The 23,167-nt window shown below is 46.7% G+C and carries 20 protein-coding genes; 5 read left to right on the top strand and 15 right to left on the bottom strand.

The window, feature by feature from the left end; genetic code table 11:
• Positions 1 to 344: 344 nt before the first annotated feature.
• The 5 genes from ACH97_RS23340 to ACH97_RS03125 form a co-directional block, all read right to left on the bottom strand.
• The gene (locus ACH97_RS23340; protein ID WP_026580364.1) at positions 345 to 611 is read right to left on the bottom strand and encodes a hypothetical protein; all 267 of its coding nucleotides are present in this window, start codon (positions 609 to 611) and stop codon (positions 345 to 347) included.
• Between the two features lie 161 nt (positions 612 to 772).
• On the bottom strand, positions 773 to 2,074 hold the full coding sequence (locus ACH97_RS03140) for a pyrimidine-nucleoside phosphorylase (protein WP_020453524.1): 1,302 nt from the start codon (positions 2,072 to 2,074) through the stop codon (positions 773 to 775).
• Positions 2,075 to 2,104: 30 nt separating this feature from the next.
• Complete coding sequence (locus ACH97_RS03135) at positions 2,105 to 3,286, bottom strand: NupC/NupG family nucleoside CNT transporter (RefSeq protein ID WP_020453525.1); 1,182 nt, start codon at positions 3,284 to 3,286, stop codon at positions 2,105 to 2,107.
• An 81-nt stretch (positions 3,287 to 3,367) separates the two neighbouring features.
• Entirely contained in the window at positions 3,368 to 4,039 is a 672-nt protein-coding gene (gene deoC / locus ACH97_RS03130; protein ID WP_020453526.1) for a deoxyribose-phosphate aldolase, read from the bottom strand.
• A 125-nt stretch (positions 4,040 to 4,164) separates the two neighbouring features.
• Positions 4,165 to 5,103: a sugar-binding transcriptional regulator gene (locus tag ACH97_RS03125; RefSeq protein WP_020453527.1), complete on the bottom strand. Its 939-nt coding sequence runs from the start codon at positions 5,101 to 5,103 to the stop codon at positions 4,165 to 4,167.
• 513 nt (positions 5,104 to 5,616) lie between these two features.
• On the opposite strand from ACH97_RS03125, the gene ACH97_RS03120 reads away from it, so the two are divergent.
• From ACH97_RS03120 to ACH97_RS03100, 5 genes are read left to right on the top strand one after another with little or no spacing between them, the layout of a single operon-like run.
• Positions 5,617 to 6,678 (top strand): lipoprotein YdaJ, encoded by a 1,062-nt coding sequence (locus tag ACH97_RS03120; RefSeq protein ID WP_206761232.1) that lies wholly within the window; start codon positions 5,617 to 5,619, stop codon positions 6,676 to 6,678.
• Positions 6,659 to 7,498 (top strand): diguanylate cyclase domain-containing protein, encoded by an 840-nt coding sequence (locus ACH97_RS03115; RefSeq protein ID WP_020453529.1) that lies wholly within the window; start codon positions 6,659 to 6,661, stop codon positions 7,496 to 7,498. Before ACH97_RS03120 ends, ACH97_RS03115 begins: the two co-directional genes overlap by 20 nt.
• The gene (locus ACH97_RS03110; protein WP_020453530.1) at positions 7,488 to 9,218 is read left to right on the top strand and encodes a DUF2334 domain-containing protein; all 1,731 of its coding nucleotides are present in this window, start codon (positions 7,488 to 7,490) and stop codon (positions 9,216 to 9,218) included. Before ACH97_RS03115 ends, ACH97_RS03110 begins: the two co-directional genes overlap by 11 nt.
• The gene (locus ACH97_RS03105) at positions 9,211 to 10,473 is read left to right on the top strand and encodes a glycosyltransferase family 2 protein (RefSeq protein WP_020453531.1); all 1,263 of its coding nucleotides are present in this window, start codon (positions 9,211 to 9,213) and stop codon (positions 10,471 to 10,473) included. The genes ACH97_RS03110 and ACH97_RS03105 overlap by 8 nt, the downstream gene beginning before the upstream one ends.
• Positions 10,474 to 10,478: 5 nt before the next feature.
• The gene (locus ACH97_RS03100) at positions 10,479 to 12,605 is read left to right on the top strand and encodes a cellulose biosynthesis cyclic di-GMP-binding regulatory protein BcsB (protein ID WP_020453532.1); all 2,127 of its coding nucleotides are present in this window, start codon (positions 10,479 to 10,481) and stop codon (positions 12,603 to 12,605) included.
• 30 nt (positions 12,606 to 12,635) lie between these two features.
• Here the strand turns inward: ACH97_RS03100 and ACH97_RS03095 are convergent, their stop codons facing one another.
• The 10 genes from ACH97_RS03095 to ACH97_RS03050 all read right to left on the bottom strand — a co-directional run bounded on the left by ACH97_RS03095 (position 12,636) and on the right by ACH97_RS03050 (position 23,159).
• Positions 12,636 to 13,925, bottom strand: coding sequence for a valine--pyruvate transaminase (locus tag ACH97_RS03095; RefSeq protein WP_020453533.1), 1,290 nt, complete (start codon positions 13,923 to 13,925; stop codon positions 12,636 to 12,638).
• On the bottom strand, positions 13,922 to 15,160 hold the full coding sequence (locus tag ACH97_RS03090; protein WP_020453534.1) for a DUF6421 family protein: 1,239 nt from the start codon (positions 15,158 to 15,160) through the stop codon (positions 13,922 to 13,924). The genes ACH97_RS03095 and ACH97_RS03090 overlap by 4 nt, the downstream gene beginning before the upstream one ends.
• Positions 15,157 to 15,723, bottom strand: coding sequence for a prephenate dehydratase domain-containing protein (locus ACH97_RS03085; RefSeq protein ID WP_020453535.1), 567 nt, complete (start codon positions 15,721 to 15,723; stop codon positions 15,157 to 15,159). The genes ACH97_RS03090 and ACH97_RS03085 overlap by 4 nt, the downstream gene beginning before the upstream one ends.
• A gap of 1 nt (position 15,724) precedes the next feature.
• Positions 15,725 to 17,002 (bottom strand): ATP-grasp domain-containing protein, encoded by a 1,278-nt coding sequence (locus ACH97_RS03080; RefSeq protein WP_020453536.1) that lies wholly within the window; start codon positions 17,000 to 17,002, stop codon positions 15,725 to 15,727.
• Positions 16,959 to 17,897, bottom strand: coding sequence for a DMT family transporter (locus ACH97_RS03075; protein ID WP_020453537.1), 939 nt, complete (start codon positions 17,895 to 17,897; stop codon positions 16,959 to 16,961). Before ACH97_RS03075 ends, ACH97_RS03080 begins: the two co-directional genes overlap by 44 nt.
• A gap of 206 nt (positions 17,898 to 18,103) precedes the next feature.
• Positions 18,104 to 18,982 (bottom strand): class II fructose-1,6-bisphosphate aldolase, encoded by an 879-nt coding sequence (fba, locus tag ACH97_RS03070; protein ID WP_023856876.1) that lies wholly within the window; start codon positions 18,980 to 18,982, stop codon positions 18,104 to 18,106.
• Positions 18,983 to 19,003: 21 nt separating this feature from the next.
• Positions 19,004 to 19,840 carry a 2-keto-myo-inositol isomerase gene (iolI, locus tag ACH97_RS03065; protein WP_020453539.1) on the bottom strand — a complete coding sequence of 279 codons (837 nt, stop codon included), beginning with the start codon at positions 19,838 to 19,840 and terminating at the stop codon, positions 19,004 to 19,006.
• A 66-nt stretch (positions 19,841 to 19,906) separates the two neighbouring features.
• Complete coding sequence (locus tag ACH97_RS03060) at positions 19,907 to 20,773, bottom strand: sugar phosphate isomerase/epimerase family protein (protein ID WP_020453540.1); 867 nt, start codon at positions 20,771 to 20,773, stop codon at positions 19,907 to 19,909.
• Between the two features lie 23 nt (positions 20,774 to 20,796).
• The gene (gene iolG / locus ACH97_RS03055) at positions 20,797 to 21,831 is read right to left on the bottom strand and encodes a bifunctional inositol 2-dehydrogenase/D-chiro-inositol 1-dehydrogenase (protein ID WP_020453541.1); all 1,035 of its coding nucleotides are present in this window, start codon (positions 21,829 to 21,831) and stop codon (positions 20,797 to 20,799) included.
• A gap of 23 nt (positions 21,832 to 21,854) precedes the next feature.
• Positions 21,855 to 23,159 carry an MFS transporter gene (locus ACH97_RS03050; RefSeq protein ID WP_020453542.1) on the bottom strand — a complete coding sequence of 435 codons (1,305 nt, stop codon included), beginning with the start codon at positions 23,157 to 23,159 and terminating at the stop codon, positions 21,855 to 21,857.
• Between the last annotated feature and the right edge of the window lie 8 nt (positions 23,160 to 23,167).

The raw sequence follows: 23,167 nt of genomic DNA, 5'->3' as shown, positions 1-23,167 counted from the left end.
CCTCGTTTTTCAGAAAATAAACGTCTGCACGTTACTATTCGCTTATTCCACAGTATTTCGGTTAGGTATATTGTTGCTTTCCGATTGAATCCAACGTTCTTATAAACCAGACCTTTTTCATATTACAATATCATCCAAAATAGGTAAATAGGATAATGGACTTGGTTTTCTTGGATTTTCTTGAATTGATCCATTCAAGCTTCTCACAATGTTCTTTGAAATAGCATCAGGTGCTTAGTTCAAATGACCTTCTTCAAATCTTGCCATTAAACAAACAGCACACACCCAAGGTTTTCTCAAAATATTCGTTTTTAAAAACCGCCGGATTTTCCGGCGGTTCTCTTTTAACTGCTCCATTTCTTGAATTTTTTGAAATATATACAAAAGGAAATGATTCCGCCAATTATGCCTGTCAAAATTGCCAATATGAATGAAATAAACAACAAACCCAAATACCCCCATCCCAGCGCTTCATCCTGGGAAGGTTCGCCCGTCACAAAAGATTGCATGTAAAAATGCGACAGTATGGCATATAGGATAAATGAGCATATACCTATAAGGATAAAGATTAAAACACTAATACCAGAAGATACCAGAATACGTTTGGCCACGTTTAAAAAAACCTCCTATTTATCTATACCTTTCCGTCCATGTAAAAAGATGACACCTAAGACGTATTCATGCTACAAGAAAGATTAAAATAGGTAAATGAGAAAAAAGGCCCATAAAAACAGCACACACCCAAGGGTATGTGCTGTTTCTGCATGCTCTTCTATTCCGTAATCACCGTATGCACGAGCTTCGGCGCTTCGGCTTTTTCAGCGATTTGAATGTTGTCGTAGACTTTCGCGATGACGTCATCGACATTTTCGCGGTTTGCGTATAGGGTAACCAATGGTTCGCCTTTTTCGACTGCGTCGCCGACTTTTTTGCGAAGCATGATACCGACGGCGAGGTCGATTTTGTCTTCTTTTGTTGCGCGGCCGGCGCCCAGCAGCATGGCCGCGACGCCGATTTGATCGGCGACGATTTCAGACACGACGCCCGCTTCTTTGGCAGGAATGTCGATTTTGTAGGCAGCCTGAGGCAGCTTTTCAGGGTTATCCGCGACAGAACTGTCGCCGCCTTGGTTCTGAAGGAAATCCTTGAATTTTTGCAGCGCTTTTCCGTTTTTCATTACATCGATCAGTTTCTCTCTTGCTTCGTCAAGGGTCTCTGCCTTTTTGGCAAGAACGACCATTTGGCTGCCCAATGTTAAGACAAGCTCAGTCAAGTCTTCCGGACCTTCCCCTTTTAATGTATCGATCGCCTCTTTCACCTCAAGGGCATTTCCGATGGCAAACCCCAGCGGCTGGGACATGTCAGAGATGACAGCCATCGTTTGGCGGCCGACATTGTTTCCGATGCGGACCATCGCTTTTGCAAGGTTGACGGCGTCTTCATCCGTTTTCATAAAGGCGCCGGCGCCTGTTTTGACGTCAAGGACAATCGCGTCCGCCCCCGCGGCGATTTTCTTGCTCATAATCGAGCTGGCAATCAGCGGGATCGAATTGACCGTGCCTGTCACATCGCGAAGGGCGTACAGTTTTTTGTCAGCTGGCGTCAAGTTTCCGCTTTGGCCGATGACGGCAACCTTGTCGCGGTTGACAAGTTCGATGAATTCGTCTTTAGAAAGTTCCACGTGAAACCCTTTGATCGCTTCGAGCTTGTCAATTGTTCCCCCTGTGTGTCCAAGGCCGCGGCCCGACATTTTGGCGACCGGGACGTCGAGAGCCGCAACAAGCGGTGCAAGTACGAGCGTCGTCGTGTCGCCGACGCCTCCTGTTGAGTGTTTGTCGACTTTGATGCCTTCAATCGCGGAAAGATCGATCGTTTCGCCTGAGTTGACCATCGCCATCGTGAGATCGGCCCGTTCTCTGTCCGTCATGTCCTGAAAATAGATGGCCATCGCCAGAGCGCTCGCCTGATAGTCAGGAATGCTGCCGTCTGTGTAGCCTTTAATGAAAAATTGAATTTCTTCTGTTGTCAATTCTTCTCCATTTTGTTTTTTAGTGATGATATCAACCATTCTCATTGTGATCACCAGTCCTTTTTTCAATGTTTATCAATAGATCAATCCTACAACGGTCGCTGTCAAGAAACTGACGAGCGTTGCGCCATACAGCAATTTCAAGCCAAAGCGTGCGACGACGTTTCCTTGTTTCTCATTCAGTCCTTTAACAGCGCCGGCGATAATTCCGATCGATGAGAAATTGGCAAATGAGACGAGGAAGACAGAAACAATCGCTTCGGTGCGGCCGCTGAAATGGAAGCTGCCTTGTGCGAGAGACTGCATCGCGACAAATTCATTTGAGACCATCTTGGTTGCCATGATACTTCCAGCATTCACCGCTTCATGCCATGGAATACCCATCAGGAAGGCAAACGGCGCAAAAATAAATCCGAGCAGTTCCTGGAATGATATGCCTAGTGCGGCGCTGAAAATGCCGTTAATCATTGCGATGATCGCGACAAATCCGATCAGCATAGCGGCCACGACGACGGCGACTTTAAAGCCGTCCATAATATATTCGCCCAGCATTTCAAAGAAGGATTGTTTTTCCTCTTCCTGTACCTCTACCATATCATGTTCTCGATCGACTTCATAAGGATTGATAATCGAAGCAATAATAAATCCGCCGAATAAGTTCAATACGAGCGCGGTGACAACGTATTCTGGCTTCAGCATCGTCATATAGGCGCCGACGATAGACATCGAGACGGTTGACATCGCTGAAGCGCACAGCGTGTAAAGTCTGTGCTTAGGCAGCAGCCCCAGCTGCTTTTTTAACGAAATGAATACTTCAGATTGCCCCAGTATCGCCGAGGCCACGGCATTGTATGACTCAAGTTTGCCCATCCCGTTGATTTTGCTAAGCGCAAGACCAATATATTTTATAATAAACGGAAGGATTCTCCAATATTGCAAAATACCGATTAAAGCAGAGATAAAAACAATCGGGAGCAGCACGCTGATGAAGAATGTGGATTCATTCACATTCACCAGCCCGCCAAAGACAAAATTTACACCTTCTGCGGCATATTCAAGCAAATACCCGAAGCCTTTGGCAAACCCGCCGACGAGATAGTTTCCGACGCCCGTGTTCAGCAAAACATATCCCAATGCAAATTGCAGCACGATCATGACGATAACCGGACGGTACTTCACTCTTTTTTTTCCGCTGCTGACCAGCCATGCAAGCCCTAAGACGACAAATAAACCGATGAGCCCGATAAGATATTTCATGTTTTGATCCTCCTGGGGATGTATTCGCTTACATTTTTGTATCTGTGCGCAGGAAGCTTTCGCTTCCCGCCGCACTGGATCTTAGTAGTTATCTTCATTTTTTCCTTCTGCTCCGCTGACGATGGAAACGCCTGCGCTTGCACCGATCCGGGTCGCTCCGGCTGAGATCATGCTTTCAACGTCCTCTTTTGTTCGAATGCCTCCGGATGCTTTGACACCGATGTCGGGTCCGACTGTTTTCCGCATGAGGGCGATATCTTCCGCTGTCGCTCCGCCGGTTGAGAACCCGGTTGAAGTTTTGACAAAGTCGGCACCGGCAGCAACAGCCAAGCGGCAAGCCCGCTCTTTTTCCTCGTCTGTCAACAGACACGTTTCAATGATGACTTTAACAAGCGCTTTACCTTTTGCGGCTTCAACGACTCCGCGGATGTCCGCCTCGACAAAGTCATCGTCTCCGTCTTTTAAAGCGGCGATGTTGATGACCATGTCCACCTCTGTCGCGCCTTTTGCGATCGCGTCTTTCGTTTCAAACGCTTTTGTTTCTGTCGTGTTGGCGCCCAGCGGAAAACCGATGACTGTGCAAACATCGATTTCCGTTCCTTTCAGCTCTTTGGCGGCAAATTCAACCCATGTCGGGTTGACGCAAACTGAAGCGAATTGGTGCGTTTTCGCTTCTTCTATTAATTTTTCAATCTCGGATTTTTGTGTATGCGGTTTCAATGCTGTATGATCAATGAGATTTGCAATCGTCATATACTAGCACTTCCTTTGTATAAGATAGTTTCAGCATAACCGATTTTTGAACAAATGTAAATTACCATATGAAATTTTGTTCAATAGAAAATAAAGTAAAATCCAGGCTGTTCTTCCTGGACACTTTAATCATCTAGCAGTTCTTTCGCCGTATGCTGATCAATAATCAGCACATTGGCATATTTGCCTTTTAGTGCACCATGAATAGCGGCTTTTTTCCGGCTGCCGCCCGCTACGAGAATCGACCGTTCTTTTTCCCTCAAGTCAGCCAATTCAATGCCGATCGTCCGCGAGTCGATAGCATGGCTGCAAATGTTTCCCTCCGCATCAAAAAAGCGCGAACAAATATCGCCGACTCCACGTTCTTTCAAAAGGGCTTTTTCCTCTTCATGAAAATAACCCAGCCTAAACAGCAGGGCTTCATCACGGACTGTGCCGACTGTAAATAACGCAATGTTCGCCTGTTTGCCCATTTCTATGATCCGCTTAATGTGCCTGTCCCGCTCTACCATCTGTTTAACTTCCGGATTGTCAAACACGACCGGAAGCGGCAAATACCTCGGCATCGTTTGAAAGGCTTCGGCAAACAGCTGAATCGTTTCAGACGAATAGGTGTTGACACTTGAGTGGCTGATTCCGCCTTTCAGTTGTACGACCTCTGCGCCCTTCACCTGTTTGGGCTGCATATTTTGGGCGATTTGGTACATTGTCGTTCCCCAGCTGACGCCGACAATGTCGCCGTCCTTGACTGCGCCGTGCATGTATTCGGCTCCGAAGCGGCTGAGATAATGCGTGATGGTCGTATAATCCGCGGTCGGCGAAAAAACAACATGTGCTTCCATGAGCCCGTATTTTTCCTCAAGCATCGCACCGAGCGCATCCATATCTTCAAACGGATCCATGACGCGGATTTGGACATACCCCTTTTCCTTGGCGAACTGCAGCAGCCTTGATACCGTCGGTCTTGAAATCTGCAGCTGTTCGGCGATTTGCTGCTGGCTGTAGTCAGACTGATAATAGAGCCTCGCAGCTTCAATGCTCAATTGCTGTTTTTCCTTGTCCATCACGTTCCTCCCCTTTAGTAACGCTTTAACCCATATTATATAGGTTCATGCTCCTTCTCATCCAGCTGAATTGCAAAAAGACGGCCAGTATGCCGGCCCATGCGCCACTACATGTGTTCATATCATATCTTTATCCTTTATATATACATCTTTTTCTGCTGTCAGTTCTTCAGCTGCGCTTGTCCGCCGGTAAAACACGGTTTCATCTCATAGCTGAATCAATACCTCACCAAGATTTTTTCTGGTTGCTCTGGTCTCACACAGGCTATCCATTCACGTCCTCCGTTTATTTCTTTTGGTATTTTTTTATGAAAATCAATACGAAAATCCTTCTATTGATGGAAAAACATTTTATTATTGGACTTACGTCCTCTTTTTGGATAGTCCAAAAAGATCAAAAAAATCTAGCAATCTCCATTTTTTCATTTATAATAAGTAAGTCAAAATTATTCTCAAAAAAAACATTCGGGGTGATCTATCGTGAAAGCACCCGTGAGGTATATATGGATTGGTATGATCCTGTGCTTTTTATCGGCCAGTCTGGCCGTCGGTTGTATCAAAGCTGAAGATCAGTCAGATGATGACAAAAATGATGAAGCGCTGCAGCCTGCCGAACACTTCGTTTACCATCATTTAATGAGCGATCAGGGGCTGATTAAAACCAGCTTTTCTGACCAGCCTGTTTACTTGTCGGAATCGCTTGGCTTGTGGATGGAATTTTTGATCAGTAAAAAAGACGGCGAGCATTTTCATGAGCAATATCAGCACCTGACCGAATCCTTCCTTATGAAAAACAACTTGGTCTCATGGCAAATCCAAAACGGCCAGGCAAGCGGGGTAAACGCCTTGATCGATGATCTCAGAATCATGGTGAGCCTCGATCAAGCGGCAGCTCTATGGGGAAACAGCGAGTATAAACAAACCGCTCTGAACATCGGTTCCGCATTAAAAACGCACAACATGAACAACGGGATATTGACGGACTTTTACGACTCCGCCTCTCAATCCGCATCAAAGGATATCACGCTTTCCTATATCATGCCAGATGCGCTATCCGTCTTGAAAAAAAACGGAGTGATAGATAAGGATACCGAAAGGCGGAACGCCAACATTCTTTACCGCGCCCCTTTGAAAAACGGTTTTCTCCCGAAAGTGTACAGTACAGAAACGAAAGCATACACCTATGACCATGAAGTCAATCTCATTGATCAGCTTTACACAGCTTGGCATTTACCGCCGAAGGATCAAAAAGCCGCTGTATTAGCGGATTGGCTCAAACAGACGTTTCAAACCGGCGGCAAACTGTATGGCCGGTACTCGATCGATACAAAAAAGCCGGCGGTTCAATACGAATCTCCATCCGTCTACGCTTTGGCGATATTATTTTTCATCAACCAAAACGAAGATCAAGACGTCATCAAAGCGCTGTATGATCGAATGAATGATTTTGAAATTCTTGATTCGTCTGAGACGTATTATGGGGGATATATGAGCGGAAATGATACGCATTCTTTTGATAACCTGCTGCCTCTATTAGCCGAAAGGAAGCTTTTAAATGAAAATATCATTCAATGATTCGCAAAAAATGTTCGCTTATATGACGGGAATAGCAGCAGCTCTTGCGTTGTTCATCCATTATGTCTCAGCCCCGCAGTCCGAATCCATTCTCATCATTTGCATCACACTTGCCATCATCGCAGCGGGAATATGGCTCGGATCGATTTACGCACTGGCTGGGACGATCATCGTCCTGTTTGTTCTCGGAACTTTGATGATGTTTCTTCACACAGACGCTTCGTCTGAAACGGAATTGCAAACCCTCGTCATCTGGGGAATAGCGCTTTTGCTGTTCTCCTTCATGTCAGGGAGAATCCATGACATCGCGATCGGACTTCACCGCTCTGTCAAACACCTTCAAGACGAGATCAATAGCTTCGTTGCAATTGACAGGGTGACAGGCTTTGATAATAAACAGAGGATGAAGCTGGAGCTCTCGGAAGAAATCAAGCGGGCAGAGCGGTATGGCAACTCATTTGTTTTTTTACTGCTGCAAATGCATTATTTCAAAGAGTTCAAATCCCTGTACGGAGAAAAAGAAACCGACCGTCTCTTTCAATTTGTCAGCAGTCAAATCAGATCATGTGTCCGGGAAACGGATAAAAAATTCCGGCCTGCCGAAGAGCGGTTTGGCATCCTGCTGACACACACGCCTGCTGAGCATATGCCTGCCGTCCTTGAAAAACTGAAGAAACAGCTGGACACATACCAGCTGAAAAACGGCAAGTATGTCACCTTGACCTTCCACGTGTGCCACTTATCATATCAAAACGATTTAAAGACTGCTGAGCAATTTTTAGAAGAACTAGAAAACGAGATGATGATGAATGAACTGTAAGCGGATATTACTTCTATGCGCGGCTGTCCTTATCCTGGCTGCGGTTTTTCATGTTCCGGACACCGCCGGGGCAAAGCAGCAGGAGCGCGGCATTCTCATCATCTATTCAACATTGGACGGCAAAAAATCAGCCGATGTGAAAATGCTCGACCTTATCGCCGGCCATTTTACATCCCATGTGACCGTTGTAAATGATGCGGATGTCAAAGCTGCGGATCTGGCAGGAAAAGACCGCGTCATCTATTACGGACAAACGAAAAGAAAGCTGAACAAAAAGCTCGCGCAGCTGATCAGCTCCTTCCAAAAACCTGTGACAGCGATCGGCTTTAACGCCGGGCAGTTCAGCCAATTTGCAGATCTTTCGCTGAAAAGCGAAGACAATGTGTATCAGATTCGCAGCACAAATGAGGAACACGATACCTCTTTAGAAAGCGGAATTCGTGTCCTTGAGGTATCAGGCTTGAAGGGAAAAGCGTTGTACACATACAAAGCTGACGACGGAAAAGCTCACCCATTCGCATGGAAAACCGGCAAAAGTAACGTGTACATCGGTTTAACCGATTTGCTCAACAACAACCTCCTCGCCGCTAAGCAGCTCAGACAGGCATTTGGTGAAACCCCGGACAGCACGCTGTTATATTTGCGGCTTGAGGATATCAGCCCAATGTCGGATGAAAAACTGCTGCTCCAAGCCGGGGCTTATCTGCATAAACGAAATATTCCTTTTATCCTTTCTGTGATTCCGGTATATGTCAATCCTGAAACGGGCGACAAAGTCTATATGTCTGAAAAGCCGAAGCTTGTCAACGTGCTGAGAAAGCTGCAGGATATGGGCGGCAGTGTAATTGTTCACGGGTATACCCATACATACCGCTACAGCGAAACCGGTGAAGGATTCGAGTTTTGGGATGCTAAAGCCGATCAGCCGATCACATCGCAAAATGCGAAAGAGCCCGCGACCCTTTTGCAAAAGGAACAGAACTTTCCGAATGAAGAAGCATATCAAAACTATTTGAAGCCGTTCAGAAAAAATGAGGAAACGTACACGCGGCAGAAGCTGACGAACGCTATTGAAGATCTCACCGCAGAAGGACTGTATCCGCTCGCGTTTGAAGCGCCGCACTATACGATGTCAGAGCACGGCTATCAGATCGCCTCACAGTATTTTACAAGCTTGTTAGGCCAGGTTCAGCTTAGCGATACAACATGGAAAACGTCAGGCGCCGGGCCTTTTGTTACCAAACCAGCAATACTCCATGGGATGACGCTCTATCCTGAGACCATCGGCTATGTTGATCAATCGGATCAAAATCCGCTCGGCAAAGTCGAGGAACGCATCTCTCAAATGATCGATTTTGAAGGCGGAGTAGCCGGCGCATTTTATCATCCTTATCTTGGAATGAAATATCTCCCTGAGCTGGTTGATCAAATGGAACGCATTCCGAACAGCGAATGGCTCGATATTAAAAAGACAAAGCAAACCGTTAAAACAGATAAAGTGGAAATTCACACAAGCGGAGATGGAACGATTCAAGTTAAAAGCAAAGTCAGCGCCATTGAGACGTTTTTCGATCATCACCAGCAAAGCCCGCTGGAAAAGGCGCTTTGGATTCTCTCTCTTATTGTGCTCTTGTTTGTTGTCATGTTTGTGAGCTATACCCTTTACTTGAGAGCCACATTAAAAAAACGAATCTTTAAGGAGAGAAAAAACCGTGGGTAATGTTCTGTTCCTAGTCTCTTTAAGCTTAATATGGGTCATGCTTCTGTATCACATGTTTCTGATGCAGGGCGGATTCCGCCACTATATGACCTTCGAACGGAACATGCCGAAGTGGAAAGAGAACGTGAAGGATCTTCCGAAGGTCAGCGTTCTGATTCCTGCGCATAACGAAGAGGTCGTGATTCGGCAGACGCTGAAGGCGATGGTGAATCTCTATTATCCGAAGGACCGGCTGGAGATTATCGTCATCAACGACAATTCATCTGACCGGACGGGCGACATTGTAGGTGAGTTTTCCAGACAATACGACTTTATTAAAATGGTCGTGACCAAACCTCCGCATGCCGGAAAGGGAAAATCGACGGCGCTCAATTGCGGTTTTGCCGAATCAAGCGGAGATGTCATTTGTGTGTATGACGCCGACAACACGCCCGAAAAAATGGCTGTTTATTACCTTGTCCTCGGGCTCATGAATGATCAGAAAGCCGGAGCAGTGGTGGGAAAATTCCGCGTCATCAATGCGGCGAAAACATTGCTCACAAAATTTATCAACATCGAAACGATTTGTTTCCAATGGATGGCACAGGGCGGGAGATGGAAATGGTTCAAAATCGCCACGATCCCCGGCACCAATTTCGCCATCAGGAGAAGCATTATCGAACAGCTGGGCGGCTGGGACGATCAGGCGCTCGCGGAGGATACCGAGCTTACGATCCGGGTCTACAACCTCGGCTACCACATCCGCTTCTTCCCGGCGGCCGTCACTTGGGAGCAGGAGCCGGAAACGTGGAAAGTCTGGTGGCGTCAACGGACAAGATGGGCGCGCGGCAACCAGTATGTCGTCCTGAAATTTTTGGCTCAATTTTTCAAGCTGAAGAGGAAACGGATTATTTTTGATTTGTTTTATTTCTTTTTTACCTATTTTTTGTTTTTCTTTGGTGTCATCATGTCAAATGCGCTTTTTGTGATCAATTTATTTTATAATCTGCATCTTTCATTCGGTTTTTTGTCTATCATCTTATGGGTTTTGGCTTTCTTTCTATTTATGACGGAGGTCATGATTACACTGAGCATCGAAAAAACAGAAATGAACAGGCAGAACTTTTTCATCGTTTTTCTGATGTACTTTACATACTCGCAGGCTTGGATTGCGCTCGTGATTTATTCTTTATTCGTCGAAATCAAGCACCGCCTGTTCAAGCAAGAGGTTAAATGGTACAAAACAGAACGATACAATCAAAAGAAAAGCGGGTGACTTTTTTGAAATATATCATCATATGTCTGGCAAGCCTTATGCTGATCACGGCGACGGGACAAGCTGCAGCTGCCAAAGACGTTACAGTAGACGGCTCGATCCTCGGGAAAAACAGCCGGGAACAAGCCGAACAGCAAGTTCTTACAAACGATCTCTTAACCTTGTACGGGGCAAAAGACAACGCCGAGCTGACGTATCAAATTCCAGCGGGCGCCTCCTCTGCCCATCAGCAGCTCACACTTGAATACGAGGCCTCAGACCTTTTAATTTCACCGTCTTCTTTAACAGCCGAGATTGATGGCGAACCGGTCAAAACGGTTAAGCTTGCAGGGAATGCCGGGAAGAAAACGCTGAAACTCGCACTAAACAAAAGCCAGTCGTCTCCAGGGTTTCACAGCCTATCACTGAAGTTCTACGGTGTGGTTCATGAAGGCGTCTGCGTCAGACAGGACTCTTCCGGGAACTGGATCAAAATTTACCCGGACAGCCGTCTGAATATCGGAGAAAAGAACGAATCTAAAGGAATGGCGCTCGAACATTATCCTTATCCGTTCGCCCAGTCCGGCAGCTCCGTGGAAAAAACGGCAATCGTCATTCCGGACCATCCAAGTTCGGCTGAAATCGAAGCTGCAGTTAAAACAGAAGCCTACCTTAAAACGGTTGACAATAGCATCAGCACGAAGATCTTTGGTGAATCTGACCTGGCGAAAATCGACAGGCCGACGATTGTGATCGGCGTCCAGCATCACTGGAGCGGCAAAGTGAAAAAGCTGTTAAAACAAGCAAAGCTCGAAGCAAAAGAAGACAAGCTTTTGCTTGCGGAACGGATGCTCAAAGCAAAGGATAAGCAACAGCCTGTATTGTTTGCAGCTGCATCATCTGATGATGTTCTTTCTGAAAAGATCAGCGTCATTACCGACAAAACGTATGCCGCCCAGCTCAGCGGCGACACGCTGGCAATCGGCAAACTTCAGCAGCATAATAAACGGGAAGGCGGCAAGCTGACACTCGAGGATTTCGGGACGGGGGATTTGACAATCGGGTCCGGACAGACATCTTCCGAGCATTTTTATTACCCCGCACCGGCGCTATTAGACAAGAATCAACCTGCAAAGCTTTCGCTTACGATGAAAAAATCGGAGACGATTCAAAAGCAGGCCCGTCAAAGCGACTTAGCTGCGGAACAGGCGGAGCTGAAGGTCATGATCAATGGTCAGCCTCATTCCGTCGGACTTGACGATTTAGGAAAAGAAGACAAAAACGGCTTTTACCATGTTTCTTTAAAAGTCGATCCGAAACTTTTGCAAAAAAACCGTTACATCGATATTCAATTTGCCACTTCAGGGTTGAAAGAGAACAACCCCTGCTATGCGGGGAACGGTGACAAGTGGATTTTCATCGATAAACAGAGTGCATTGTCTTACCATGTCAGCGACACGTCAGCTTCAGCCGATTTTCAAGAGTGGCCGCTTCCCTACGCGGGAGATCAGGATAACAAAACGCTGATGATCCTGCCCGACAAGGCGGATCAGTCTAAGCTTCATGAACTTTCACTTGTGGTCGGCTCCTTCGGCAGCGAAGCCAGGCAGGCATTCACAGTGAAAACATCCGCTGAAGTCAAACCGGATGACATGAAAGGAAGAAACATCATCTTCATCGGAAGTGTCGATCAATTCTCTCTGCTGAAGGAAAAAACCTCCGAATTGGCTGTTCCGACGGCGAAAAACGGGACATTTGATGTGTCATCTTTTCAAATGCTGAATGAAACGACGAAACAAATCGCGTTTACTCAAACATCGCTTTGGGATTCAAATTACTCGATGGCTGTTTTCGCGCCGTTTAAAGGGCAAGGCACAGCTGTCACAAAAGAAATGATCAACTTTTTAAACAGCAATGACTTCGCAGCAACCGTCGTTAATGAAACGGACAGCCATCAGCTGTTTACAAACCATCAGCAGCTGACAGCAAAATCAGCTGAAACCAAGACGGATGATAAACAAGAAAGCAATCAGCAACATGTGATGTACATTGCCATCCTGATCGTGATCATAGCGGCAGCGGTTATTCTGATTTTGACAACCGCCAGGCGGAGAAAAAGAAAGGCCAATGGCGGCGGAAAGATTGACGAATAAAACAGGGGCTTGCTTCTAGCCCCTGTTTTTTTATAAGTATTCTACCTGCTTCTCATATACTTCCTTCACAATTTTAGCTAAAACATCGATTCCCTTTATGATATCTTCATCCGCCGCGGTTAGGCTGATTCGTATACACTGGTGCGAATGCGCCATGTACCGGGATTGATGGTGAAAGAAAGATGAGCCGGGAACGATGATGACTCCGTCGGCTTTCATGTACTCATACAGCGCGGCATCAGTCACCGGCAGGTCTTCAAACCACAGCCATCCGAAAAGCGCCCCTTCCCCTTGATGCAAATACCATTTGATGTCTTCAGGCATCTTGCCTAAAAGCGTATCCTTAAGCAGCTTGAATTTATTGCGGTAATACGGCCTGACTTCATTTAGCGAAATGTCGGCGAGGCGCCCGTCATTCAAAACAGATGCCGCCATATACTGCCCCAGCCTCGAAGAATGGATCGCCGCATTAGACTGGAATGCTTCCATTGCCTGAATGTACCGGGACGGCCCGATGGCGATTCCGATCCTTTCGCCAGGCAGGCCTGCTTTTGAAAGGCTCATACAGTGGATAATCTGATCGTTGAAAATCGGTTCCATGTCGATAAAATGAATCGCCGGAAAAGGCGGAGCATATGCGGAATCAATGAACAGCGGAACATTCGCTTCTCGGCAGGCGTCAGAAATGAATGCTACATGTTCGCCAGGCAGGATGTTTCCGCAAGGATTGTTCGGCCGTGAAAGCAAGACAGCGCCAATGCACGGATCGGTCCTCATCCTCTCTAAAAACGCCTCACGGTCGAGCTCATATCGAAACGTATGATCATCCAATACCGAAATGAGAGGAGGTATCCCCTCAATCATCTCCCGCTCCAACGCCGCTCCGCTGTATCCTGAATAGTCGGGAAGCATCGGAATCAAGGCTTTTTTCATCACAGACCCGCTTCCCATTCCGCAAAACGAATTAATCGCCAGAAAAAACAGCTGCTGGCTTCCGGCTGTAATCAGCACATTCTCTTTTCGAATGTCGGCGCGATACCGCTCTGAAAAGAAGCGGACAACACTTTCAATCAGTTCATCGGTTCCATAGCTCGATCCGTATTGGCCGATTACCGAAGAAAACCTGTCATCTTCGAGCAGATTGGCAAGAGCCGACTTCCACATGGCTGACACGCCGGGCAATATCATTGGATTGCCCGCACTTAAATTAATGTATGACCGATCTCCGCCGGCCAGGACTTCCTGAATATCGTTCATCACAGCCCTGACCCCTGTCTTCTCATTCATTTTCTCTCCGATTTTGCTTAATGCCGGCTTCACGCTTCCAGTCTCTCCCGCTCAAACCGAAGACGGGCGGTTTCGATTTTCTTATTGATCTCGTCAATGAAATATTGTTCCGGAACGCTGAACCGCTCGCCTTCACGCCCGGGAGGCAGGTATTGTCTGACATAGCGTTCCGCCGCCTCTTTGTATGCCGAGTCATCCTCGATCTCTTCCAGCTGTTCGATTTCAGCCACAAGCTTTTTTAAATCGTCCATGCATCGGGAAAGATCAAGCGACACGGGTTTCTCTTCTCCTCTTTGAATGGAATGGCCGTTTTCAATGATCCAGCTGAACAGAAAATAGCCTGTCCCGGAATCAAAATTCCGCGTTGCATTATGCTGGCTTGGATAGCGCAGCAGCCGTTCATACAAAACAAATTCGATTATTTCCTCCCAGCCGTCATATTGCCGCTCCCACAAAGTGAGGATCGCTTGGCAATCGACCTTGACTTCTTCTAAAATGCCTGCGAAAAAATTCATTTTCGCCTGAATATGCAGGTGAAAAGGTTTTTTTCCGCAATGATGAAAATAGTCATGAAGGTAGCCCCATAGCACCCTTGCTTCATATGTGCGGTCGGGGGAAAGCTGAGCCGACTTGAAAGGCGCATGTTCAAAAATGGCCCTCGCTCTTTTCAGCGTATCCTCATGGTAAATGTGATAAAACTTATTAAAATAGAAAATCGCGAATGTCTGTGATGTAATGTTCTCTTTTGTTTTCACATTTTCCGGAAAGAATACGATACATTTTTCTTCCGTGAACCCCTTTGTTCCGGCGAGAAGCTTGAGGGATTGGCAGCCGTTTTCAGGATGGGGCAGCTCTTCTTCTATCGGCCTCATCATGGCAGGTTCTTCACGAACGGCCAAAAAGGCTTCAAAATAACAGCCTTTCGCATGTGGCCCATTCGGCGTCACGATCGGCGCCGCAAAAAAGGTCGTCTCCTGATCATTCGGAGCCCGGTAAGCCGTCAATAACCGGTCAAAATACGGCGTCTCCCCCAATCCGCGTCCGATCCAATCCAAGACGTCCTGTTTAAACGCCTCTTTTGCAGCCGTTAGGTGAACCGCTTCATAAATGGTTCCAGCGTCTTCTATCAATTGCAGCAGAAGCTGTTCCGCCCTTTCGTGACGCTCTGTAATCTGTCCTTTATCATTTTGGTACGTCTGTAATTCATGAATGTTCGGTACAATCTGCTCGTTGACCAAGTTTACAATGTCCCCTGTCAATGTCGTCATCGGCTTCCTCCTTCGATTGATTTAAGCCCGTGGATCGTAAAACACATCGGCACTTCTCCAAAATCTTGAATGACTTTCAAACGGTGTTCATCAGCTGCTTTAATCGTCGTGATACAGCCGTCAGCCGCGTTTGAAGCGCAGGCCAGGGCCGCTTGTGCATTGCTGGTGACAAATTGGACTTGACTGCTGAACAGCTTCGCCAGATGGGCGGGAGCAGGGTGTGAAGCGACGGTTTGAATGTCAGATGCCATCGTGTGCTGTTTTGCGGCAAAAACCATGTTGTATGTCGGCATCACAAAACTGTCTATGATCTTTAAGTCAGCGAGATTCTCGAATACAATTTGATGCAAAAACGGGTAAACGGCACAGCCTAAAAGAACTGAATTTTCTGTCGATTTAACATGAGGGAGCGCTTCTTCCAACGTTTCATAAAGCCTGACTTCCCCGCGGACCCCTTTGTTTTTGAGCCAAAGCAGGCCGGCTTTTTCGCAGTTCGTGCCTTTGGGACCGAGCGTATGGACAATCATCACGGCTTGTTCTTCCTGCACTTTAGTCGAGATCATCTTAACCTCCTATTGTACCCGTCAAATTATTTTGATATATGATATGAAGCTCATCATCCAGTTCCCGGTAGAAAGCTGCGCATTCTTCATATGAATGATGGCTTGTGAATATAAATCCGGGATAACCGGAAAAATGCGGGTACGGCAGAATTTTCGCGCCTTTTCTAATAAATTGAAACACCCGCTTTACCTCCGGCCTCTGTTTGACTTCTTCCAGTCCGTCGATTTTTTCAAAAGTGCCGGAGCCCTGTACAGGAATGATATAATTGCCGGCTGTCCTTACAGGCCGGATCTCTTCTTTAAACTCGCTGCTCTCCAGCGGCTTTATTGCGTTTTGCAAGACAAGCTGCATAAAATTGATGCCCGTGCTCTCTTTGACGATGTAATGCGAAACCCCTGAACCGCCGATTCTGGCGCCCACCTCGATAACATAAGGTGTTCCGACCTTGTCCAGCCTCAGCTCCGTATGAGCCGGCCCCTGATGAATGCCCAGCGCTGAAACGGCTCCTGTCACTTCCTTAACAATCGCAAGGCGCGTCTCTTCTTTCAATTGAGCCGGAGCAATATAGACGCCTTCTTCAAAAAACGGACCTTTGCTGTTCCCTTTGTATCCAATCGAAAGAACATGTACGTTTCCTTGAATCGACAGCGTTTCAATCACAAATTCCGGCCCATCGATAAATTGCTCGGCTATGATGCCCGTTTTGCCGTGTACGAATCGATTAAGGTCCGTCTCGTTAACAGCCTCGACTTTCCTGACGGCCTCCTCAAGCTCCTTCCTATCATCAACACGGACGACGCCCTGGCTTGAAAAGCCGTTGACCGGCTTAACAACTAATGGATAAGTCAGTTTCCTGTCTTCGAGATCAGCGAGCGTATGGAACTCGTGGAAAACCGGCGTATTCAGGCCGTTTTGCTGAAGGATGCTGCGGGTATTATTTTTATTGCGGCAGTTTTCCATTGTTGTGAAAGAAAGCCCCGGCAGATTCAAAGCTTCAGCGGCTTTTGCCGTGAAAGGCAATGCCGGCTCAAACAGTGTCACAACGCCGTCAAACGGAAATTCGACAAATGTCTGTTTGACGATTTCCAGCGCCGCTTCTTCATCTTCAAATAACGGCAGCGGCACACAGCGTTCCACAGCCGGAAGATTGCCCGGGAAATCTTCGGCTGAATTGTAAAAGAACGTGACCTTCAATCCTAAATGCTCAGCTTCTTCAAAAATAAACGGCAAGTGCTTATTTTGACAAATGATGGCCAAGTTTTTGTTTCGTATCGTCAATTTTCGCGATCCTCTCTTCTTTTTTTAAGTTGATGAACATCACACCGAATATGACAAACAGCGTTCCTAAATAAATATTCGCATTCAGTTTTTCATCCAGAAACAGAAATCCGATATAAAGCGCAATGACGGGGGAGATAAACAAGTGGGAAGTCGCTTTTGAGATGTGCCATTTTTTAAGCAGATAAATGTTGATCCAAAAACCCAATATCGAGCCGACAACCGCTAAATAAAGCAGCGCATAAAGGCTCACGCCGGAAAACGTTCTTGTCCCGCTTTCAAAGATGAGGCTGCTGATGAGCAATACCGCTCCGCCGCTCAGCATCGAAAGGGAGTTAAAGCTCAAGATCGGAAGCGAACGAATTCTCTGCTGTACTTTGATTTGAATAAAAGCCGAGCCAAACATCGCACACAAAATCACAATCATGGCGACGATTTCAATAACATCGACTTTGATCAACAGCTGATTGCCAAACACGATTGTAATGCCGAGCAACGCAAGGCAAATGCCCCATTTCTGCAATTTCGTCGCCGGTGTCCCTTTGACAAGGCGGTTGATCATCAGGGCAAAGACTGAAATGCTAGCCGCTAATATAGACACCAACCCGCTCGGCAAATAAAGAGAGGCCCAATAAACAGATCCAAATGGAACGGAAAAATACATGATGCCGTTCAAAAACGACAGCACCAGCAGTTCCTTTGACAGCACAAACTGCCTTCGTATCAAAAGAAACGCCGCGATCAAAATGCTTGCGATCATAAACCGCATGCCCGCGGACCAAAATGGAAGGCTGTCACTCAACCCGGCTTTTTGAAAAGCCCATGTCGTCCCGCCGATCAAACATAATACGATAAATAAAATATGAACCCGATACTTTAAAACGTTTGTCCGCATAGCATTCACCTGATTTTGTTATTGTCTTGCTGTCATTTATTTTCAGAAAATAAAATCTTTTCTGATCAAAATGGATTATGAGGGAAATTATAACTATTATATCAATTACAGTCAATCATTCTTTTGAACCTTTAGAATATCTTTACAAATACTGCGCACAAAAAAACACTCACTTCGATAAGTGAGTGAGGCGATACGGGTCTAGATTATATTTCTATCTTTTGGGTGCATACCGCTTTTCCGGATGACCCGAATTCTCTCATTTTATGTTTGACCGTTTCTTTGACTGCGCTGATCCCTGGCGTCATATAGGCGCGGGGTTCATATAAATCGGGATTGTCTTTAAACATGCTGCGCGTTTTCTCGGTCCAGGCCACCATGCATTCGGTATTAATGTTGATTTTCGCATGGCCCAGACGGATCGTTTTAGCGATTTGATCAGCCGGGATGCCCGAAGCTCCATGAAGAACAAGCGGAATGTCCGTCACCCGTGAGATTTCTTCCATTTCCTTAAATCCTAAATTAGGCTCGCCTTGATATTTTCCATGAACAGAGCCGAGCGCGGCTGCTAAAGCATCGATACCGGTTTCTTTGACAATGCGTTCGCATTCACCGATGTCGGCATACTGCACCCCGCCGATGAGCCCGTCTTCCATGCCCCCTACGGTGCCAACCTCTGCTTCAACCGAAACATTGCGAATTCCGGCGTATGACACGACCTCTTTTGTCATGGCGATGTTTTCATCGATTGGTGAATGCGAGCCGTCGATCATGACTGAGCTAAAACCGGCGTCAATCGCTTGCTTGCAGCGCTCCGGATTTTTGCCATGGTCAAGGTGAAGGACGACGGGAACGGAGATCGACATTTCCTCAATCAAAGCCGCAACCATTGCGGAAACCGTCTTAAATCCGCCTAAATAATCGATGAGCCGGTCTGAGGCGGCCGCGATGACAGGTGACCGTTCTTCTTCCGCCGCCTGTAGAATCGCTTTTGTCCATTGAAGGCCGTTAATATTAAATTGACCGATTGCATAATGATGTTCCTTTGCTTCTTGAAGAAGTTCTTTCATGGAAACGAAAGCCACGTTCACCCCTCCTATCCCGTATTAAATCTTGAAGTATTTTGAAACAACTTCAACTGTTGTTTCTTTGGCCGTTCGAATCGTTTCTTCCGCGCTCAGCTTATAGTATTCAGGTCTGAACAATTCAACTGACACGACATCCGAAAAACCGATGTCTTTCAAAGTTGATAAGTGGGCATCCAAGTCGATGGCCCCCTGTCCCGGCCAAACGCGGTCTTCATCTCTTAAAAAGCCGATTGGGAAGTCTTCCGTATCATCGATATGATAAATGAAAATCTTCTTGCCGTCCGCCTTTTTCAAATCCTCAATGTCCGAACCCATTGCATGGAAGTGGAAGCTGTCAAGAACAAGGCCGACATTATCGCGGTTCACGGTCATGACGATATCATAGGCCTGGCTGAACGTATTGACTGTGCACTCCGGATGACCGACAAACTCGACAGCGATCTTTACACCGTACGGCTCCGCGATGACTGACAGCTCTGTCAGCACTTCGACGGAGCTCGCTTTAATATCTTCTTTTAAGATTTTTTGTTCGGTGACAAGCGGTACCGCGACCACATATTTCACTCCAAGCGTTTTGCATGTTTCCATCATGCCTTTAAATTCTTCGATGATTTCACGGTGCCCTTTATCATCGCGGTTGTTGAAAAAGACAAGGGCATTCAAGGCCAGCGGCTTAATATGATGCGTCTGAAAATACTCGGCTAACTCTGAGAGAGAATGGTCTTTTAAATATTCGGGCAGCTTATCCATCGTCCGGATTTCGATATAATCGTATCCGTGCTTCTCACAGTATTCGAGGTCTTTTGCTAGGTTTGAATTTTCCAACGTCGTTGCTTCATTAAAGCATAGCTTCATATTAGATTCTCCTTATCTAAATATCCTTGTGAAGAGAGAGTTCGGCAGGGCGCCGAACTCAGGGGCTTATCCTAGTAATTCCTGTTTCAGCTTTTCAAGCATGAATCTGCTTGATTCATCCGCTCTTTCGTCAACCCAGGCAAACACGGCATTCGTCGCTATTCCGTCAAACTTCATCTCTCTCAGCTTTCTGAAAATCGTATCAAAATCAACCTCGCCTTGGCCAATGTCCAAATGCTGGTGAACCGTTACTTTCGCGTCAGGCGGATTGACGATGTAGCGAAGGCCATGAGCCGCTTTATGATTATAAGTATCTGCAAATAAAACATGCGTGAGGCGGTCGCCGGCTTCGTCAAACATTGTCTCGATGTCGCCTTTTCCGTCGTCATAGAAGAATGTGTGCGCAGTCGAGTAGACAAGATTGATCCAGTCCTTGTCAAGCGCTCGGATCATATCCATCGCACCTTTGTGTGTTTCGATAAAATCGTATGGATGGGCTTGAAGATTGAGTTTAATGCCTTCTTTTTCAAAGACTGGCAGAAGCTCATCCATGGATTTGATAAATTTTTCTTCACTTGTTAAAGGATCGTATTTTGAACCGCTGAATTCGCTGTTCATCAAATCGACTTCAAGCTCAACCGCAATTTCGATCGCCCTTTTCCAATTGCGCACCGCTGCCTGACGGCGATCTTCATCAGGACCGGCCCAGTGGTAAAGCGGAAGGAGCGATGAAAGCTTAACACCGGAATCTTTTAAAAGCCGCTTTAATTGTTTGATTTTAGCTGAATCGACTTTCGGATATTTATAGAATGGACAAAAATCTTCGCGCGGCGATAGTTCGATATATTCGTAGCCAAGCTCCGCCGTTTTATAGACCGTTTCCTCCAAAGTTAAATCATCGCGATACATCGATGGATCCAATGCTAATTTCATACTTTTCACTCCTCGGAAAGTTTTTATTTTTGAACAGTTGTAAACGTTTGATAGAATTTCGGTTTCTCTTGAAGCGCCACAGGTTCTTTCTGTCCGGATTCCTGAGCTTTTACGCAGGCATCCGTCGTCACGGCGGCGATATAGCCGTCCCATGCAGTCGGCCCGCTGACCTCGCCTTTCTGTTGGATCGAGTCAATGAAATCTTGGATTTCTACATCATAAGCGTCTACAAAGCGGCGCTGCCAATCCATGAGAATATCCGTCGAGAATTTGCCGTCTTTTCTGAGAGAGATGCTTGATGGTTCAGGAAGCTTCACGATTCCGTCTTCTCCGACGATTTCACACTGGATATCGTAGCCGTATTTGCAGTTGACATAGATTTCCGCATTAATCACGACTCCGCCTTTCGTTTCGATGATGACGATTTGCGGATCACGCAAATGAGGGAGCGCGTTTTTCGATTTTTTCGGATAAATGACCTGAACGGATTCGTAATCGTCATTGATCAGCCAGTGCAGGGCGTCTATTTCATGGACAAGCGTATCGACAACAGCCATATCTGTCGTATAGTTGTCGCCTACAACCGGGTTGCGGTGCGCACAGTGGATCATGAGAGGCTCGCCGATGACCCGGTTGTCGATCGCTTCTTTCAGCTGTACGTAACCGCTGTCATAACGGCGCATAAAGCCGACTTGAACGAGACGTTTGCCCGCTTTGATTTCTTCATTGACGATCCGCATGCATCCTTCCGCAGTCGTCGCCAGAGGCTTTTCGCAAAATACGAATTTGTTCGCTTTAATCGCTTTCAAAACACTTGATTCATGTGCCGGTCCCCAGCTTGTGACTAAGACTGCGTCTACATTTTCGGCTGCAATGAGACTGTCGTCATCCGGATAGACCTTTGCATTCAGGCTGTAGTCTGTTACAACTTGCTGAGCTGCCTCCTGGTTTACATCGGTGACCGCGACAATTTCGCCGCCGGCTAATTTATTCGTGATGCGGTTGATGTGTTCTTTTCCGATTGCTCCTGTACCAATAACACCAATGCGTAATTTCATTGATAGCCACTCCTTCAAAATAATTACATAATTTTTCTTGTTTGCACTTGCCCAGCTTGAGCCGGAGGAGTCCCATACAGCTCTTCCTGAATTTGTTCAAGCGACTTACCGGATGTATTCGGTGCAAAAAAGAGCCCGATGAGCATGCTGGCCGTTACACATCCAAGGAGAATGGCCGCCATAAATGCAATTCCAAAATTCGAGATGATCATTGGAACGAAAAGGCTCCAAGCCCCGATTGAAATACGAACGAGGAAGAACATCAATCCTTGTGCAGATGCGCGATATTCCGTCGGGAAAATTTCACTCGCCCATAATTGATAATTGGCCTGTTGCCCGGCCCCATTGTTTAGGCCGATCATCACGATAAAGAGGATGAGGATCGGCATGCCCTCTGCCGGAAGCAGAAACAATGACCAGCCGATCACCGCTGCAAATGCGGAGATCCCAAACACTGTCTTCCTGTATTTGTCTGCAAACGGCATGAAGATAAAAGCGACGCCAAGCCCGGTGAAAATAAACAGCCCCATCTGCAAAATGTTTGCCATGGTCGCTGACACATCGCCGACCTGCTGATAAATGTAAGGCATAAAAAACCCCATGACACCTGCAGCCAGATTCCAAACCAAGTACACGCCCATTAAAAATAAAATGCTTTTCAAATACTTAGGCTGAAGCAAATCGAGATAAGACGCCTTCGGCTTCCTGACGGCTTGAGCCGATTCGGATTGACCCTGCCAGGCATCGGATTCCGGCAGCCTTTTTCGCAGAACATATGTGATCAATGCGATAACGAGCAAATGCCCAAACACGATTTTATTGCCCAATAAGCCTATATCACCGAGGAGGACCGACAGCAGCAGGACCACAACCGCTCCCGCCGCCCATGCGACCTGCGCAACCCCGCAATGACGGGCCCTGTTTTTCTTAGGTGCGTTCTCCGCGATGATCGTCCAGGAAGCCGTAATATCAGCTCCTACCGATAAACCGATAATAATGTAACCGCTTAACAAAAAGGGGAAGCTGGTGCCGAACAATACTAAACAAATCCCCAGTGCATAAACCAGCATACTGTTCGTATAGACAGCCTTTCGGCCAATCTTGTCGGCCAAAAAGCCTCCGAGCAGCGCTCCGATTGCCGCTGAGATGGCGTTGGCGCTAAACGCGCCGAGCAGTCCGATCTGTGTATCAGAAAGCTTTAGGTAACTGACCCATAAAGATAATCCTGCCGATCCTGCGACAATGGAGCCTGCATCAATGTAATTTGCCAAAGCTGCTGCGACGGTTCGTTTATTGAATGGTGAGACTGCTGCACTTCCATTGCTCAATTTAGAGC

The sequence above is a fragment of the Bacillus paralicheniformis genome (assembly GCF_001042485.2).
Classification (GTDB): Bacteria; Bacillota; Bacilli; order Bacillales; family Bacillaceae; genus Bacillus; species Bacillus paralicheniformis.
This window is presented reverse-complemented; position numbering and strand designations above follow the sequence as displayed.

Bases quoted from the DNA above. Each gene is read 5' to 3' on its own strand.
- ACH97_RS03115 (WP_020453529.1), top strand. From the start codon at position 6,659: ATGAAAATATCATTCAATGATTCGCAAAAAATGTTCGCTTATATGACG.
- iolG (WP_020453541.1), bottom strand. From the start codon at position 21,831: ATGAAATTACGCATTGGTGTTATTGGTACAGGAGCAATCGGAAAAGAA.
- ACH97_RS03085 (WP_020453535.1), bottom strand. From the start codon at position 15,723: ATGATCTCGACTAAAGTGCAGGAAGAACAAGCCGTGATGATTGTCCAT.
- iolI (WP_020453539.1), bottom strand. From the start codon at position 19,840: ATGAAGCTATGCTTTAATGAAGCAACGACGTTGGAAAATTCAAACCTA.
- ACH97_RS03060 (WP_020453540.1), bottom strand. From the start codon at position 20,773: ATGAAATTAGCATTGGATCCATCGATGTATCGCGATGATTTAACTTTG.
- ACH97_RS03110 (WP_020453530.1), top strand. From the start codon at position 7,488: ATGAACTGTAAGCGGATATTACTTCTATGCGCGGCTGTCCTTATCCTG.
- ACH97_RS03135 (WP_020453525.1), bottom strand. From the start codon at position 3,286: ATGAAATATCTTATCGGGCTCATCGGTTTATTTGTCGTCTTAGGGCTT.
- ACH97_RS03125 (WP_020453527.1), bottom strand. From the start codon at position 5,103: ATGGACAAGGAAAAACAGCAATTGAGCATTGAAGCTGCGAGGCTCTAT.
- ACH97_RS03090 (WP_020453534.1), bottom strand. From the start codon at position 15,160: ATGACGACATTGACAGGGGACATTGTAAACTTGGTCAACGAGCAGATT.
- deoC (WP_020453526.1), bottom strand. From the start codon at position 4,039: ATGACGATTGCAAATCTCATTGATCATACAGCATTGAAACCGCATACA.
- ACH97_RS03120 (WP_206761232.1), top strand. From the start codon at position 5,617: ATGATCCTGTGCTTTTTATCGGCCAGTCTGGCCGTCGGTTGTATCAAA.
- ACH97_RS03075 (WP_020453537.1), bottom strand. From the start codon at position 17,897: ATGCGGACAAACGTTTTAAAGTATCGGGTTCATATTTTATTTATCGTA.
- ACH97_RS03140 (WP_020453524.1), bottom strand. From the start codon at position 2,074: ATGAGAATGGTTGATATCATCACTAAAAAACAAAATGGAGAAGAATTG.